14 protein-coding genes are annotated in these 14,343 nt (G+C 75.4%); 8 read left to right on the forward strand and 6 right to left on the reverse strand.

The window, feature by feature from the left end; translation table 11 throughout:
* Positions 1-90 precede the first annotated feature (90 nt).
* Genes ACZ5CZ_RS10645 through ACZ5CZ_RS10655 form a run of 3 tightly spaced genes read right to left on the reverse strand, consistent with a single transcriptional unit; the run spans position 91 to position 2,146 of the window.
* Positions 91-843, reverse strand: coding sequence for a class I SAM-dependent methyltransferase (locus ACZ5CZ_RS10645; protein WP_468941270.1), 753 nt, complete (start codon positions 841-843; stop codon positions 91-93).
* Positions 840-1,457, reverse strand: a complete 618-nt coding sequence (locus tag ACZ5CZ_RS10650; RefSeq protein WP_468941273.1) for a TIGR04282 family arsenosugar biosynthesis glycosyltransferase — start codon at positions 1,455-1,457, stop codon at positions 840-842. The genes ACZ5CZ_RS10645 and ACZ5CZ_RS10650 overlap by 4 nt, the downstream gene beginning before the upstream one ends.
* Positions 1,454-2,146, reverse strand: coding sequence for a glycosyltransferase family 2 protein (locus ACZ5CZ_RS10655; protein ID WP_468941276.1), 693 nt, complete (start codon positions 2,144-2,146; stop codon positions 1,454-1,456). The genes ACZ5CZ_RS10650 and ACZ5CZ_RS10655 overlap by 4 nt, the downstream gene beginning before the upstream one ends.
* Before the next feature lie 112 nt (positions 2,147-2,258).
* On the opposite strand from ACZ5CZ_RS10655, the gene ACZ5CZ_RS10660 reads away from it, so the two are divergent.
* Both ACZ5CZ_RS10660 and ACZ5CZ_RS10665 read left to right on the forward strand, forming a co-directional pair.
* The gene (locus ACZ5CZ_RS10660) at positions 2,259-2,993 is read left to right on the forward strand and encodes a response regulator transcription factor (protein ID WP_385842706.1); all 735 of its coding nucleotides are present in this window, start codon (positions 2,259-2,261) and stop codon (positions 2,991-2,993) included.
* A gap of 2 nt (positions 2,994-2,995) precedes the next feature.
* On the forward strand, positions 2,996-4,105 hold the full coding sequence (locus ACZ5CZ_RS10665; protein WP_385842707.1) for a sensor histidine kinase: 1,110 nt from the start codon (positions 2,996-2,998) through the stop codon (positions 4,103-4,105).
* 56 nt (positions 4,106-4,161) lie between these two features.
* Here the strand turns inward: ACZ5CZ_RS10665 and ACZ5CZ_RS10670 are convergent, their stop codons facing one another.
* Positions 4,162-5,163 carry an NAD-dependent epimerase/dehydratase family protein gene (locus ACZ5CZ_RS10670; RefSeq protein ID WP_468941281.1) on the reverse strand — a complete coding sequence of 334 codons (1,002 nt, stop codon included), beginning with the start codon at positions 5,161-5,163 and terminating at the stop codon, positions 4,162-4,164.
* Positions 5,164-5,381: 218 nt separating this feature from the next.
* Here ACZ5CZ_RS10670 and ACZ5CZ_RS10675 point away from each other — a divergent pair, with 218 nt between their 5' ends.
* The 5 genes from ACZ5CZ_RS10675 (at position 5,382) to ACZ5CZ_RS10695 (ending at position 11,556) form a co-directional block, all read left to right on the forward strand.
* On the forward strand, positions 5,382-6,347 hold the full coding sequence (locus ACZ5CZ_RS10675) for a thiopeptide-type bacteriocin biosynthesis protein (RefSeq protein ID WP_385842710.1): 966 nt from the start codon (positions 5,382-5,384) through the stop codon (positions 6,345-6,347).
* Between the two features lies 1 nt (position 6,348).
* Entirely contained in the window at positions 6,349-9,129 is a 2,781-nt protein-coding gene (locus tag ACZ5CZ_RS10680) for a lantibiotic dehydratase (RefSeq protein ID WP_468941285.1), read from the forward strand.
* Between the two features lie 12 nt (positions 9,130-9,141).
* Positions 9,142-9,312: a hypothetical protein gene (locus tag ACZ5CZ_RS10685; protein WP_385842712.1), complete on the forward strand. Its 171-nt coding sequence runs from the start codon at positions 9,142-9,144 to the stop codon at positions 9,310-9,312.
* Positions 9,313-9,457: 145 nt separating this feature from the next.
* Positions 9,458-10,681, forward strand: a complete 1,224-nt coding sequence (locus ACZ5CZ_RS10690; protein ID WP_468941288.1) for a lanthionine synthetase LanC family protein — start codon at positions 9,458-9,460, stop codon at positions 10,679-10,681.
* 167 nt (positions 10,682-10,848) lie between these two features.
* Complete coding sequence (locus tag ACZ5CZ_RS10695; RefSeq protein ID WP_468941291.1) at positions 10,849-11,556, forward strand: LmeA family phospholipid-binding protein; 708 nt, start codon at positions 10,849-10,851, stop codon at positions 11,554-11,556.
* Positions 11,557-11,595: 39 nt separating this feature from the next.
* On the opposite strand, the gene ACZ5CZ_RS10700 is transcribed toward ACZ5CZ_RS10695, so the two are convergent.
* On the reverse strand, positions 11,596-12,510 hold the full coding sequence (locus ACZ5CZ_RS10700) for an SDR family oxidoreductase (protein WP_468941294.1): 915 nt from the start codon (positions 12,508-12,510) through the stop codon (positions 11,596-11,598).
* Positions 12,511-12,597: 87 nt separating this feature from the next.
* On the opposite strand from ACZ5CZ_RS10700, the gene ACZ5CZ_RS10705 reads away from it, so the two are divergent.
* On the forward strand, positions 12,598-13,170 hold the full coding sequence (locus ACZ5CZ_RS10705; protein WP_468941297.1) for a TetR/AcrR family transcriptional regulator: 573 nt from the start codon (positions 12,598-12,600) through the stop codon (positions 13,168-13,170).
* Between the two features lie 21 nt (positions 13,171-13,191).
* Here the strand turns inward: ACZ5CZ_RS10705 and ACZ5CZ_RS10710 are convergent, their stop codons facing one another.
* On the reverse strand, positions 13,192-14,241 hold the full coding sequence (locus tag ACZ5CZ_RS10710; RefSeq protein WP_468941300.1) for a YncE family protein: 1,050 nt from the start codon (positions 14,239-14,241) through the stop codon (positions 13,192-13,194).
* Positions 14,242-14,343 lie beyond the last annotated feature (102 nt).

The raw sequence follows: 14,343 nt of genomic DNA on the forward strand, positions 1-14,343 counted from the left end.
CTGGACCCCCTATGTGCGGGTGCCGGCCGCGCTGTCCGGCCTGCTGCTCCTCGTCTGGTTCCCGCTGATCGCGGGGATGGTGGACCGCCGCTACCGGCTGGCCACCGGACTCTCCCCGGACGGCTTCCTGGCGCGCTGGCTGCTGATCACCGCCGTACTCTTCGCCGGTTCGGCGCTGCTGCTCGTCCTGCGGGTGCGCAGGGCGGCGAAGCAGCGGCCGCCGGCGTCCCACTGAGCCACCGGCCGCCAGCCGGCCCTGCGCGCGTACCGCAGCAGGGCCGGGGTGCCGACGCGGGCCCAGGGAAAGGGCGTACCGGTGCCTCGCGCGCCGCCGACGGCGTCGACCACCTGCACCTGGGTGCGCTCGTCGACGTCCACCGGCACCGTCTCGGCGATCAGCAGCCCGCCCGGCCGCAGCAGCCCGGCCACCCGCTCGAGGAGGGCGGCCGGGCTGCCGCCGATACCGATGTTGCCGTCCATGAGCAGCACGGTGTCCCAGCGGCCCGTGCCGGGCAGCGGCTCGAAGACCGACCGGCACAGTGCCGGCCCGCCGAGCCGCACGGTGTGCTCCACGGCGGCGTCGCTGACGTCGATGCCGAGCACGGTACGGCCCCGGGCGGCGAGTTCCGCCACCAGCCGGCCCGGACCGCAGCCGACGTCGAGGACCGCGCCCTCGCAGCGGTCCAGCACCCCCAGGTCCACCGCATCCGCCCGGGCGCACCAGCGCTCCACCTCCAGCGGCAGCAGCCAGCCGTCGGCGCGGCGCAGGAACAACGGCCCCCGGCCGGTGCGCAGCGCGGCGGCGTACGGATCGGCGGCCGCCCAGGCGGCAGGGGCGCTCATCGCGGCGTGACCGGGGTGCAGCGGGCCAGCCGCGCGGCGAACCGGCCGTGCGGGGCGAGCGCGGCGACCGCACGCGCGTCGGCGGCGGTGTCGACGTCCCGCAGCCGGGGCAGATCCCGCACCCGCAGCCCGGCCCCGACCAGCCGCTCCCGCTGTACGGCCCCGGTCACCGGCGAGGACATGGGCACCCCCCGCAGCAGCGCCGGGTCCGGTACGGCCAGGCCCAGCGCCCAGAAGCCGCCGTCCTCCGCCGGACCGAAATACGCGTCGCAGCCGGCGAAGTCCACGCTGAGCAGCTCCGGCGTGACCTGCGGGGTGTCCATCCCGATCAGCAGCGCCGGGCCGGTGCAGTGGGCGAAGGCGTCCGCCAGCCGCGCGTCCAGCCCGCCCGGGCACTGCGGCAGCACCTCGAAGCCCGGCGGCAGCCACGGCCCCGGGGTGCCGTCCAGGACCAGCACCCGCCGGGTCGCGGGTGCCGAGGCCACGGCGTGCAGGGTGTCCAGGAGCGCCGCCCGGGCGAGCTGTGCCGCCTCCTCGGGGCTGAACGGCGGGGTGAGCCGGGTCTTGACCCGTCCGGGGCGCGGCTCCTTGGCGATGACGAGCAGCGTGGTCACCGTACGGCCCTCCCGTCGGCCGGGGTCTCGGCCAGCACCCGGCGCATGTCCCGCACCGCCTGCCAGGTGCCGCGCCAGGTCCCCGTCACCTTGGAGGCGCCGGTGCGCGGCAGATAGGGCACGTCGTGTTCGGTGACCCGCCAGCCGGCGTCGGCCGCGCGCACGACCATTTGCAGCGGGTAGCCGCTGCGCCGGTCCGTCAGGCCGAGGGCGAGCAGCGGCTCGCGGCGGGCGGCGCGCAGCGGCCCGAGGTCGTGCAGCCGCAGCCCCGTGCGGTGGCGCAGCATCCGGGCCAGCGCCAGATTGCCGGCCCGGGCGTGCGCCGGCCAGGCGCCCCGGCCGCTCGGCCGCCGCCTGCCGAGCACCAGGTCGGCCCCGCCCTCCCGCACCTCCCGCACGAAGGGCTCCAGCAGCGCCGGGTCGAGCGAGGCGTCACAGTCGCAGAAGCACACGAAGTCGCCGGTGGCCGCGGTGAGGCCGGCATGGCACGCGGCGCCGAAGCCGCGCCGGGGCTCGTGCACCACCGTCGCGCCGAGCGCCCGGGCGATGCCGGCCGAACCGTCGGTGGAACCGTTGTCGACGACGATGGCGCGCCAGCCGGCCGGGATCCGGGCGAGCACCCAGGGCAGGGCCTCCGCCTCGTCCAGGCAGGGCAGCACCACGTCGACGTCGGAAGAAGTCGTCGTCACGGTGTCACCCTACGAACGGGAACCGGACATACCGGACGCGAGCACCTTACGAAACGCGGACGCCGCCCCCACCGCCCCCGCACCCCGGCACGCCCGGTGCGAGGCTGGAGACATGCAACAGCCGTACGCCCCCGACGGGGCCGACACCGCCGACGGCGCGGCCCGGATCCTGGTCGTCGACGACGACCCGACCGTCTCCGAGATCGTCACCGGATACCTGCACCGCGCCGGGTACGCCGTCGACCGCGCCGACGACGGCCCGACGGCCCTGACCCGCGCCGCCGCACACCGGCCCGACCTCGTGGTGCTGGACCTGATGCTGCCCGGCATGGACGGCCTGGAGGTGTGCCGACGGATGCGCGACCGCGGACCCGTGCCGGTCATCATGCTCACCGCCCGGGGCGACGAGGACGACCGCATCCTGGGCCTGGAGGTCGGCGCCGACGACTACGTCACCAAGCCCTTCAGCCCCCGCGAACTCGTCCTGCGCGTGGAGTCCGTGCTGCGCCGCAGCCGCCCCGCGCCCGCCGGCCGGACGCTCGCGGCGGCCGGACTCTCGGTCGACCCCGGCGCCCGCAGGGCCACCAAGAACGGCACCGAACTCGCCCTCACCCTCCGCGAGTTCGACCTACTCGCCTTCTTCCTGCGGCACCCGGGGCAGGCCTACAGCCGGGAGGACCTGATGCGCGAGGTCTGGGGCTGGGACTTCGGCGACCTGTCCACCGTCACGGTGCATGTCCGCAGGCTGCGCGGCAAGATCGAGGACGACCCGGCCCGGCCCCGGCTCATCCAGACCGTCTGGGGCGTGGGCTACCGCTTCGAGCCCGGCCCGGCGGCGGAGGCCTGACCATGCGGGACACACTCCTCATCGCCCTGTACGCCTTCGCCGGCGCCGCCGCCGCGGGACTGACCGGGGCGGCCGTGCTGCGGCTGATCCGGCGCCGCTCGCTCACCGCCTCCGTCACCGTCGTCGCGGCGGTCGGCATCGTCGCGATGCTCGCCGGCACGCTCGCCGTCGCGTGGGCGATGTTCCTCTCCCCGCACGACCTGACCGTCGTCACCACCGTCGTCGCCATGGCGGCCGTGGTCTCCCTGGCCACCGCGCTGCTGCTGGGCCGCTGGGTGGTGGCCCGCAGCCGCGAACTCGCCGATGCCGCCCGCTCGTTCGGCGACGGCGGGGCCTTCGCCGCGCCCGACGGCCCGGCCACCGCCGAACTCGAGGCGCTCAGCCGCCAGTTGGCCGCCACCAGCGCCCGGCTCGCCGAGTCCCGGGAGCGGGAACGGGCCCTGGAGACCTCCCGGCGCGAGCTGGTCGCCTGGATCTCCCACGACCTGCGCACCCCGCTCGCCGGGCTGCGCGCCATGTCGGAGGCGCTGGAGGACGGGGTGGCCGCCGACCCCGACCGCTACCTCAGGCAGATGCGCACCGAGGTGGAGCGGCTCAACGACATGGTCGGCGATCTCTTCGAACTCTCCCGCATCCACGCCGGCACCCTCCCGCTCAGCCCCACCCGGATCTCCCTGTACGACCTGGTCGGCGACGCGCTGGCGGGCGCCGACCCGCTGGCCCGGGAGCACGGGGTACGGCTGGTGGGCGACCGTGTCGCCCAGGTGCCGGTGGAGGTGGACGGCAAGGAGATGAGCCGCGTCCTCGGCAACCTGCTGGTCAACGCCATCCGCCGCACCCCGCCCGACGGCACCGTCGCGGTCGCCGCCGAGCGCACCGGCGAGGGCGTGGTGCTGTCCGTCACCGACGGCTGCGGCGGCATCCCCGAGGAGGACCTGCCCCGCGTCTTCGACACCGGCTGGCGCGGCACCGACGCCCGCACCCCGCCGGCCGGCGCGGGGCTGGGCCTGGCCATCGTGCGCGGCATCGTCGAGGCCCACCAGGGACGGGCCAGCGTCCGCAACATCCCCGGCGGCTGCCGCTTCGAGGTGACCCTGCCGGCCGCGCCCTGAGCGTCCACGCCGCCAGGTCCTCTCTTTTGGATCTTGCAGGCGGCGAAGGAAGGGCCCTACCCCTCCCGCAGCGCGGCCCGCGCGAACTCCCGCATGCCCTCGGCGAATCCGACCTGTGGCCGCCAGCCCAGTTCGGTGCGCAGCCGGGAGGAGTCCGCGGTGATGTGCCGGACGTCCCCGAGCCGGTACTCACCGGTCACCACCGGCCGCGGACCGCCGTACGCGACGGCCAGCGCCCGGGCCATCTCGCCGACGGTGTGCGGCTCACCGCTGCCGGTGTTGTACACGGCGAGGGCACCCGGCGCTGCCTGCGCCTCCAGGGCCGCCACATTGGCCGCGGCCACGTCCCGCACATGCACGAAGTCGCGCCGCTGCCGCCCGTCCTCGAACACCCGCGGCGCCTCCCCCCGGGCGAGCGCCGAGCGGAAGAACGAGGCCACCCCCGCGTACGGGGTGTCCCGCGGCATCCGCGGCCCGTACACGTTGTGGTAGCGCAGCGACACCGCCGAACCGCCCGTGCAGCGGGCCCAGGTGGCGGCCAGGTGCTCCTGGGCGAGCTTGGTCGCCGCGTACACGTTCCGCGGATCGGCCGGGGTGTCCTCCCCGACCAGGCCGGGGGAGAGGCCCGCGCCGCAGCTCGGGCACCCGGGCTCGAACCGCCCCGCGGCCAGGTCGGCGGCCTCGCGCGGGCCGGGCCGTACGACCCCGTGCCGGGGGCAGGTGTACCGCCCCTCCCCGTAGACGACCATCGAACCGGCCAGCACCAGACGCCGTACCCCGGCCTCCGCCATGGCGGCGACCAGCACGGCCGTCCCCAGGTCGTTGCGCGAGACGTACTCGGCCGCGTCGGCGACCCCGTTGCCGAGCCCGACCATCGCCGCCTGGTGGCAGACCGCGTCCACCCCGGCCAGCGCCCGGGCGACGGAGACCGGGTTGCGGACATCGGCCGACGGATCCGCGGCGCTGTCGTACACGACCGGATCGTGCCCGCCGTCCCGCAGCGCCTCGACGACATGGGACCCGATGAACCCGGCACCGCCGGTGACCAGTACACGCATACGGCCACGCTAGACGGGCACGGCGGCCCGGCCGGTGGACCCGGCTCGCACGTCATGACTCCGTAAGACGGGGTGCGCCACGAGCGCACGGCACGGCACGGATGCACCGGGCGTAACCCTGTTCAAAATATGAAGATTTCTCTTCCGTTTTTCGGGTGGGAGTAAGTGCGGAATTCCGATGGTGAGGAGAAACAGCGGACTTCGTGAGGAGGCAGAAAATGCTGGAGGTCGAACGCTTATTGGCCGACTGTCTCCGGGACGCCCGCGACCTCCCCCTGGGCACGGTGCCGGTCGACGCCTCGGACCCCGCCTACCAGGCAGCCCGCCACACCTTTCTGACCGCCGGTCTGACCGCGCTGCGCCACGACCTGCCCGAGACCGGCTGGACACAGCTCAACCTCACCCCCGGCCCGGCCGCCTGGCACCGCACCTACCGCGCCATCGCCGACACGGCCCACGAGCTGATCGCCCGCGGCACCGCCCGCTCCTTCTTCTTCATGCACAAACCCCCGGGACTACGGCTCCGCTTCGAGGCGGCCGGCCCCGACGACGAGGAACTGCACAAGGAACTGACCCGCCGCTTCCAGGACCTGGACGGGCAGCTGCGCCCCCCGCTGCGCGTCCGGTACGAGCCGGAGACCTATCTCTTCGGCGGCCCGGCGTCGATGCGCCATGTGCACGAGCTGTTCACGGCCGACTCCTTCGCCTGGCTCGACCACCACACCGCCACGGGCGACGCCGACGGCCACCCGCAGCCCCTCGCGGACTGGCGGCTCTCCCTGCTGCTCCTCGGCGAACTCCTGGCCGGACTGGGCATCGTCGGCTGGGAGCACCGCGGGGTCTGGGAGGCGGTGCGTGACGACACCGGGCGCAGACTCGGCCCCCACCAGGACGCCGACACCCGCCGGGCCGCCGCCGGCATCCGCGCCGCCTGGCAGGCCGGGCCCCGGGGCCTGCTCGCCGCCGCGCCGCCCGAGCGGCGGGCCGCGCTCGAAGCGCACGCGGCCGCCGTGCGCCGGGCCGCCGAACGGTGGCGCACCGGCTACTTCGAGTCCGGTGACGCGCTGATCGGCCCGCGCCGCGCCGCCGCGCACCACGTCGTCTTCCACTGGAACCGGGGGCGGCTGTCCCTGGCCCGGCAGAGCCTGCTCACCCACGCCCTCGCCGACGACGGGAGGTGCTGACGTGCACACCGACCCGGTACTGGGCGGCACCGCACTGCTGCGCGTGGCCGGCATGCCCCTGGACGCATGGGCCGCCGCGGGCAACCCGGAGCTGTTCGCGCAGGCCGCCGAGCACGCCCGGCGCGAGGAACAGCGGGCCGCCGACGCCCGCGCCCTGGCCGACCGGCTGGGCCGCACCGTCGTACCGCACCCCGGGCTGGCACCCGCCGACCGCCGCGCCGTGCTGGCCCTGCGGCGCCGGCTGCACTCCGGCGCCGCGCCGGGCCCGGCCGACTGCCGGCTGCTGCACCGGCTGCCCGCCGCCCGGGACCTCGCCGGGGAGGCCGTACGGCTGTCCCGCGCGGCGGAGACCGCGGCCGCCGGCCTGCGCGAGCTGGAACGCACGGTCGCGGCCGAACGCACGCGCGTGGCGGCACTGGGCTGGTTCCTGGTCTGCTCGTCCCCGGTGATGCGCGCCTTCCTCGACCAGGCCGACCCCGGGGCCGCCGCGGACGTGGCCCGGCGGCTGGCCGAGGGCGAGTCCTGGAGCGGGAAACGGCTGCGCAAACGCGGGGCGTACCTGTGGCGGGCCGTCGGCCGGGCCGCGGCGAAGACCACCCCGCGCGGCTGGGCGGGCCAGGTCGGCCAACTGCCGGTCACCGCGCCGGACGACACCGAACCGCCCGGCGCGCCCCGCCTTCTGCCGCCCGGCACCGCCCTCGGCGCGGTGGCCGCCGAAGCCGTGGAGAACGTCCATCTGACCCGCGCCCGGCTCGCCGCCCTCGACCTGCGGGCCGCCGACCCGGCCACCCTGCTCGCCCCGGCACCGCTGCACGTCCTCGAGCCGGCCGGCACCGGAACCGGCAGCGGCGTGCTGCGCTGCTGGGTCATCGACCCGCGCGAACGCGGCCGGATGCGGGAGGTCGTCCTGCGCCGCACCCGCCCCCTGGAGGGCGTCCTGGCCCTGCTGGCGGACGGGCCAAGGCCGTTGGGCGACATCGAGGCCGCCCTGCTGGGCACGGCCGCGATCCGGGCGACGGCCTCCGGCCCCGCGGTGCTCCGCGGCTTCCTCGCCCACCTGCTCGAACTCGGCGTCCTCCAGGTCTGCGCGGCCCCGCGCCGCCGCGCCACGGACTGGCTCGGCGCCGAGCAGGCCCGCACCCTGGGCATCCTGCCCCGCCCCCTCCCGGACCCGGCCACAGCCCCCCGCCACACGCCCCGTGCCGTCCCACCGCCGGAGCCGAGCGCCGGCAAGCCTGCCGCAGCCACCCCGGCACCGGCACCGGCCCCTGTCCCGGAACGCTCTGCCGAACCGGCCGTGTCCGCGCCCGAGCCACCGCAGGCACAACAGCCGCCCGCACCCGCGGCCTGGTTCACCGACTCCTACCGCGCCCTCGCCGCCGCCGTCCCCGGAGCAGCCGCCCGCGAGGTGCAGCGCTGCCTCGGGACCGCCGCGCGGGTGGCCTGGCTGCGCGAAGCCGACCGGCTCGCCGCGCCGGACGCGGCACGGCTGCCCGCGGACCTGGTCCACCTCGGCGACCGGCCGTGTCCGCTCGGCGAGATCCTCGCCCGCCACCTGACCGACGGCCCCGGCCCGCCGCCCCCGCCGCAGACCCCGCGCCGGTACACCGGCTGGCACCCCGCCGAGACCTCCGGCTCCGGATACGCCAGGCTGCTCGCCCACCTGTCCGCCCGGGCCGGCGCCGAACAGGTGGACCTGGACGACGCCCTGCTGGACGCGCTCGGGGCACCGCCGGCGGCCACCGCACTGCCGGCCTGGCCGCTGGACTGCCTGCTGCGCCCGCTGCCGGACCCCGGACCGCTCGCGGTGCTGGAGACCGCCTCGCCGGCGGGCGTACTGGACGCCCGGTTCGCCGGCGCGCTCCAGACCCTGTACGGCGGCTACGCCAACCTGCACGGCTACCGGGCCTTCCTCGCGGCCGTGGAACGCCTCTCCGGGGCGCGCTTCGTCGAGCTGCTGGTGCCCCCGCTGGCCGAGCGCGCCGCCAACGCCGTGCGCCGGCCGGTCCTCACCCGGTGGTGGACGGGCGACCCGGACCCCGCGCCCTACCAGGGACCGGCCGGGCTGACGGCCCGCTATCTCCCGCTGGACCGCATCACCCTGCGCCGGGAGGGCCGGACGGTCGTCGCCGAGGCCGACGGGTGCCGCCTCCTCCCGGTCCACCACGCCACCCGCACCCCGCTGCCCCCGTACGACGTCCTGGCCAGACTGCTGCTGTCCGCCGGCCATCCCGCGGGCTCGCGCGTGATCCGCCTGGACGGCCTGGCCGAGGCGTTCCCCGGCGCGGAGCGGCTGCCCCGGCTCACCGTCGGCGGAAGCCTGGTCGTCAGCCCCGCCGCCTGGCGCGTGCCCCGGACCCGGCTGACGCGGCCCGGCGACAGCGACCTGGCGAAGGTGCGCGCCCTCGCCCTGCTGCGCTGCTCCGCCGGGCTGCCCCGGTACGCGTTCGTACGGGCCCTGCCCCAGGCGAAGCCGGTGCCCGTCGACCTGGCGGCGCTGACCGCCGTACCCCTGCTGGAGCGGATCTGCGCGCAACAGCCCGGCGCGGACCTGCTGTTCGAGGAGATGCTCCCCGCGCCCGGCGGCCTGTCGCTGCGCGACCCGCTGCACGGCGGCGCCGCCGTCGCCGCCCAGCTCCAGCTCCGACTCCCGTACGACCAGGGCGCCGAGGAGCTCGCCGCCCTCGCCGCCGCCGCACTGCGCGGCACCCCCGACGTCCCCGGCGCGCTCGCCCCCAGTGGGCGGGCCGGCGGGGCGGACCCCACCCAGCACCGCATCTGAAGGAGGACAACCATGCCCGACACCATGGCACTCACCGACCTCGACGCCCTGATCGGCGACCTGGACGCGCGCATCACCGAGAGCACCCTGCCGGCCGCCGAGGCGAACAGCTCGGGATGCAGCGGTGTCTGCACCGTCATCGTCTGCGACACGGTCGTCATCTGTAGCGGCGTCATCTGCTGACCACCCGCCGGGTGAACTGAGAGAACCCCTCAGGCCGTCGTGTCACCACCCCCGGCGGCCTGAGGCACCACCACCGGCGCCCCGCCCGGCCCTGTCCATCCCCCCCCGGGCGGGGCGCCGGCCCGTCCGCCCCCGAGGAGACACCGTGCCGCAGCACACCGACCCCGCCAAGCGCGCCGAAGCCACCGGCACGGCCGTCACCGCCCTCGCGGCCCGGCTCCTCGACCGGTGGTCCGCCCGTTCGCGCGAGGGCACCACGGCCGCCGAACACCCCAGTGACCCCGGCGTTCCCGTCCTTGCCGCGCTCGCGCACGCGACCGGCGCGCCGGAAGCCGAACGGGCCGCGGCACGCGCCGTCGCGGTATGGGCCCGCACCGCCGGCCGCGGGCCCGGACACCCCGGCCTGTACGACGGCGGCCTCGCCGGAACCCTGGTCGGCCTGCGCCACGGCGCCCGAGTGCACCCGGGCCTGCGCCCGGTCGCCGACCGGCTCCGCGACCACCTGGTGCGCACCGAGACGGAACGCGGCCGACGGCGCGAGCGGGTCATGTTCCCGGACTACGACCTGATCGTCGGACCCTCCGGCACCCTGCTCGCGCTGTGTGCGGACACCTGCCCGGCACCGGCCGAACTCGCCGCCTTCACCGATCACTTGACCGCCCTCTGCGACGCCGACGACCTGCCGCGGCTGCGCACGGCGGGCTATGCCGGCCACCCGTACCTGGACTGGCTGGACGGACGGGTCAACACCGGCATGGGGCACGGCGCCGCCGGAGTGACCGCGGCGCTCACCGCCGCGGTCCGCCGCATCGGCCCGCGTCCCACCCTGACCCGGGCCCTGCACCGCGCCACCCGATGGCTGGTCCGGCAGTCCTTCGACGACTCCCGCGCGATCCGCAGCTGGGACGGCGCCGGCCTCGACGGACCGCCACCCGCCGGACCACGCGCCCGCCAGGCCTGGTGCTACGGCACCCCCGGCGTGTCCTGGGCGCTGTGGGACGCGGCGGACGCGACGGGTGACGGACAGACCGCCGGCTGGGCCGCCGAGGCCTTCACCACGCTCGCCGAACGGTACGACGAGGACTTCCACCTCTTCGGTGACCGCCCGGCCGACGTCCTGGCCCTGTGCCACGGAGCCGCGGGCGTGCTGATGGTGGCCGACGCCTTCGACCGCCACGCCGGCCTGCCCGCCGCGGCCGTACTGAAGGCGCGGCTGCTCGACCGGCTGACGGACCGCCTGCCCGAGGTGGAGGCGCTCGGCGCGGAGACGATGGGCCTGCTCGGAGGGGCGCCCGGCCCCGTCTGCGCCCTGCTCACCGCAGCCCACGGTGCCCGACGCAGCTGGCTGCCCTGCCTCGGCCTGCGCTGAGGCAGGGCAGCCAGCAGGTTGTCGGCCCCGCCCCCTACGGCCTTGCCGGCTGCCCCGGGTGTGACTGGAACACGTCAGCCCGGCTATTGTCCGAGTCGCCGGTCGTGAATGATCGGTAGCCCCCCACGCGCGCGGGAGGGATCGTCGAGGCACCGTGGGGGACGGGTATGAAACGCCGTTGGGTCAAGGTTCTGGTGATCACGCTCGTCGTGCTGGCCGTCCTCTTCACGATCGCCGACCGGGTCTCCTTGCACTATGCGAACAAGGAGGTCGCCCGGCTGGCCGAGCAGAAGTACGGCTATGCCAACAGCACCGACGGCCACATGGACGTCTCCATCGAGGGCTTCCCCTTCCTGACCCAGGCCTTCAGCCAGGACTTCGATCATGTCAAGCTGACGGCCGGGCAGTTCCTCATCGACACCACGACCAATGCGCAGGGCGGCTACCTGCACGTCAAGGAGCTGGTTCTCGACCTGCGCCATGTGCGGGTGACCTCGTTGACCGCGCGCAGCGCCGAGGCGGACCTCGCCACCGGTTCGCTGACACTGTCGTACGAGGAGCTGTCCGGCGTCCTGACCCGGCTGGCCGGCGGACCGCTGCATGTGTCGCAGGCCCCGGGTTCGGCCGGCCAGGCCGCCCGGCTCAAGGTCACGGGCACCATCAACGGACAGCAGGTGAACGGCACGGGCACCCTGCTCGCCCAGGGCAACGAGCTGTCCCTGACCGCGCCCGGCGCCGAGCGGCCCGCCGCCGGCTGGCGGGTCCTGCTCCCGGAGAACACGGGCTTCACCGAGGCCCGCTCCACTGCCGAGGGCGTCCGGATCACCATGGTCGGACACCTGGTGAACCTCGGCTCCTCGCGCTTCGAGCGCTGACGACGGCCGGCCGGCGGTGACCGGCCGGCCGCGCGCCGCTCAGGCGGACGTGTGGAAGTAGTGCCCCTTGTCCAGGTCGGCGAACAGGCCGGGCTGCACCGGTTCCCAGCCGAGGAGTTCGCGGGTCAGCGTGCTCGACGCCTGGATGTCGAGACCCACGAACCCCGCCAGCCAGCCGAAGTGCTCGGCCGCGGCCTCGGGGGCCACGGAGGCGACCGGCACGCCGAGGTGCCGGCCGATCACCTCGGCCACGTCCCGCAGGGCGACGCCCTCCTCCGCCACGCCGTGCAGCACGGAGCCGGCGGGCGCCTTCTCGACGGCCAGGCGGAACAGCCGCCCGGCGTCCAGGCGATGGACGGCAGGCCAGTGGTTGGAGCCGTCGCCGACATAGCCTGAGAGGCCCTTGGCGCGGGCGATGCCGACCAGGGTCGCCATGAAGCCGTTGTCCCCGTCGCCGTGGCAGGTCGCCGAGAGCCGCACCACCGACGAGCGGACGCCCTCCCCGGCGAGCCGGAGCACCTCCTGGGCGGTCGTCGCCCGGATCGAGAGCGGGGACCCGTCGACCGCGGGCATGTCCCGCTCGGTGGCCGGCCGGCCGGGCGGGAAGCCGGCCAGCCCGGATGCGAGAACGAAGGGCCGGCCGGTGCCGGCGAGCACCTCACCGAAGACGTCGACGGCACGCCGATCGGCCTCGGCAGCACTCCGGAAGTCGCCGGAGAAGGCGATGTCGTGCTGGAAGGCGAGGTGGATCACCCCGTCCGAGGCGGCCGCGGCGTCCCGCAGCACCTCGAGGTCGTCGAGGGTGCCACGGACCACCTCCGCCCCTGCCCCGACGAGTGCCGCGGCGGAGGAGTCGGAGCGGGCGAGCCCGACGACCTGGTGCCCCGCCTCGAGGAGTTCCGGTACGACGGCGGATCCGATCCAGCCGGAGGCGCCGGTCACGAAGATGCGCATGGGAAGGTCCCCAAACTGTCGATGTCAGTCACTGTCATCGAGACTACACCCGGATGTCAGTGACTGTCATCGCGTAGGATCATGTGCATGGGACGATGGGAGCCGAACGCGCGCGAGCGTCTGGGGAACGCGGCGCTGGAGCTGTACGCCGAGCGCGGGTTCGAGCAGACCACCGTGGCGGAGATCGCCAAACGGGCCGGACTCACGGAACGGACCTTCTTCCGGCACTACGCCGACAAACGCGAGGTGCTGTTCTCCGGCGCCGGTGAGCTGGAGGCGCTGATCGTCGGCGCGGTCGAGGGCGCGCCGGAGTCCGCGGCGCCGGTCGACGCCCTGGCGGCCGGCCTCGACGCGGTCGCCGAGGTGTTCACCGACCGGCGGGAGGTCTCGCGCCGCCGGCAGGCAGTGATCGTGGCGAACGCGGAACTCCAGGAGCGCGAGCTGATCAAGCTCGCCTCGCTGTCGGCCGCGCTCACCGAGACCCTGCGCAAACGGGGTGTCGCCGCACCGACCGCGAGCCTGCTCGCCGAGGCGGGCGTGGGCGTCTTCAAGGTCGGCTTCCAGCGCTGGGTCGCCGTGGGGGAGAAGCGGGGCCTCGCCGAGCTGTTCCGGGAATCGCTGACCGAGCTGAGGGCTGCACTGGCCGACGGCCGCCCCTGAGCCGGCCCGGAGCCCTGGAGGTCAGCTGTGGGGGATGTACGCCAGACCGTGCGCACCCGGCTCGCCGCGCTTGGCGAGGTCCAGCCGGGACACCGTCCGAAGCGTGTCCAGATCGACGATGTCCACGGTGGACGAGGCGACACAGGCGACGTAGGCGAGCCGGCCGTCCGGTGAGGAGCCGATGGTCAGCGGGCCCTGCCCGACCTCGACCTCGCCCAGCCGCTCGTGCGTATCGGCCGCGAACACGGTGAGCCGGCCCGGCAGGTGCTGACCCAGCCGGTACATCGGGTCGGGTGTCATGCACAGTTCGCCCGCGAGCAGCCGTCCCGTCATCGTCAGATGCACCGGCAGGCACACCGACCGGGTGGGCAGAACGCCGACCACGGATGCCGTCCGGGTGTCGATGACCCGGATGCCCGGCGCCGGCCGCTCCTCGTCCGTGCCGGAGAACCCGGCGTACGGCGCGGCGACGAACACCTGCGTGCCGTCGGCCGAGACGGCCAGCCCCTCACTGCCCGGCACCTCGACCTTCGCGATCATGGCTCCCTGCTCGAGATCGACCACCGACACGAACGGCGCCTCCTTGTTGGTGGCGTACCCCCTCCGGCCCGCCGGATCGATGGCGAACCAGTGCGGCCCGGGCGCGCCGGTGTCGATCCGCCCCACCGGCCGGCGGGTCCGGGTGTCGATCACCACGACTCCGCCGGGCCGCTCGGCCGAGCCCTCCACGCTGACGTAGAGGCGGTGCCGGGCCGGGTCCAGTGCCAGACCGTGCGGACCGTGTTCCGGGGCGAGATCGATCACCTCGACGATCCGGCGCGCATCCGGGTCGATGACCGTCACCTCCGTCCGGCGTCCGCTGTTGGCGTGGTAGTAGCCGGAGCGGTAGGCCGAGGTGCACCACAGCAGGCGCTGCTGCGGGTCGAAGCACAACTCGTGCGGCTCGGCGAGGACCTCGACCGAGCCGAGGTGCCGGTCGTCGGCGGCGTCGAAGAACGAGACCGTGGGCCCGCTCTGGCTGACCACGGCCAGCACGTCGCCTTCCCGGCCGGCGCGCGGAGACTGCTGCATGAAGGGCTCCTCATGGAGTTCGTCGGAACGTCACGCGCGATGGCCGCACGGACGGTTCCACCCTCACGGCGACACCCGTGCCGCGACAATGCAAAGATAGGC

This window comes from Streptomyces sp. NPDC031418 (assembly GCF_055581605.1).

Coding starts and splice junctions, on each gene's coding strand:
- ACZ5CZ_RS10645 (WP_468941270.1), bottom strand. CDS start 843: ATGAGCGCCCCTGCCGCCTGGGCGGCCGCCGATCCGTACGCCGCCGCG.
- ACZ5CZ_RS10660 (WP_385842706.1), top strand. CDS start 2,259: ATGCAACAGCCGTACGCCCCCGACGGGGCCGACACCGCCGACGGCGCG.
- ACZ5CZ_RS10665 (WP_385842707.1), top strand. CDS start 2,996: ATGCGGGACACACTCCTCATCGCCCTGTACGCCTTCGCCGGCGCCGCC.
- ACZ5CZ_RS10670 (WP_468941281.1), bottom strand. CDS start 5,163: ATGCGTGTACTGGTCACCGGCGGTGCCGGGTTCATCGGGTCCCATGTC.
- ACZ5CZ_RS10675 (WP_385842710.1), top strand. CDS start 5,382: ATGCTGGAGGTCGAACGCTTATTGGCCGACTGTCTCCGGGACGCCCGC.
- ACZ5CZ_RS10685 (WP_385842712.1), top strand. CDS start 9,142: ATGCCCGACACCATGGCACTCACCGACCTCGACGCCCTGATCGGCGAC.
- ACZ5CZ_RS10695 (WP_468941291.1), top strand. CDS start 10,849: ATGAAACGCCGTTGGGTCAAGGTTCTGGTGATCACGCTCGTCGTGCTG.
- ACZ5CZ_RS10700 (WP_468941294.1), bottom strand. CDS start 12,510: ATGCGCATCTTCGTGACCGGCGCCTCCGGCTGGATCGGATCCGCCGTC.
- ACZ5CZ_RS10705 (WP_468941297.1), top strand. CDS start 12,598: ATGGGACGATGGGAGCCGAACGCGCGCGAGCGTCTGGGGAACGCGGCG.
- ACZ5CZ_RS10710 (WP_468941300.1), bottom strand. CDS start 14,241: ATGCAGCAGTCTCCGCGCGCCGGCCGGGAAGGCGACGTGCTGGCCGTG.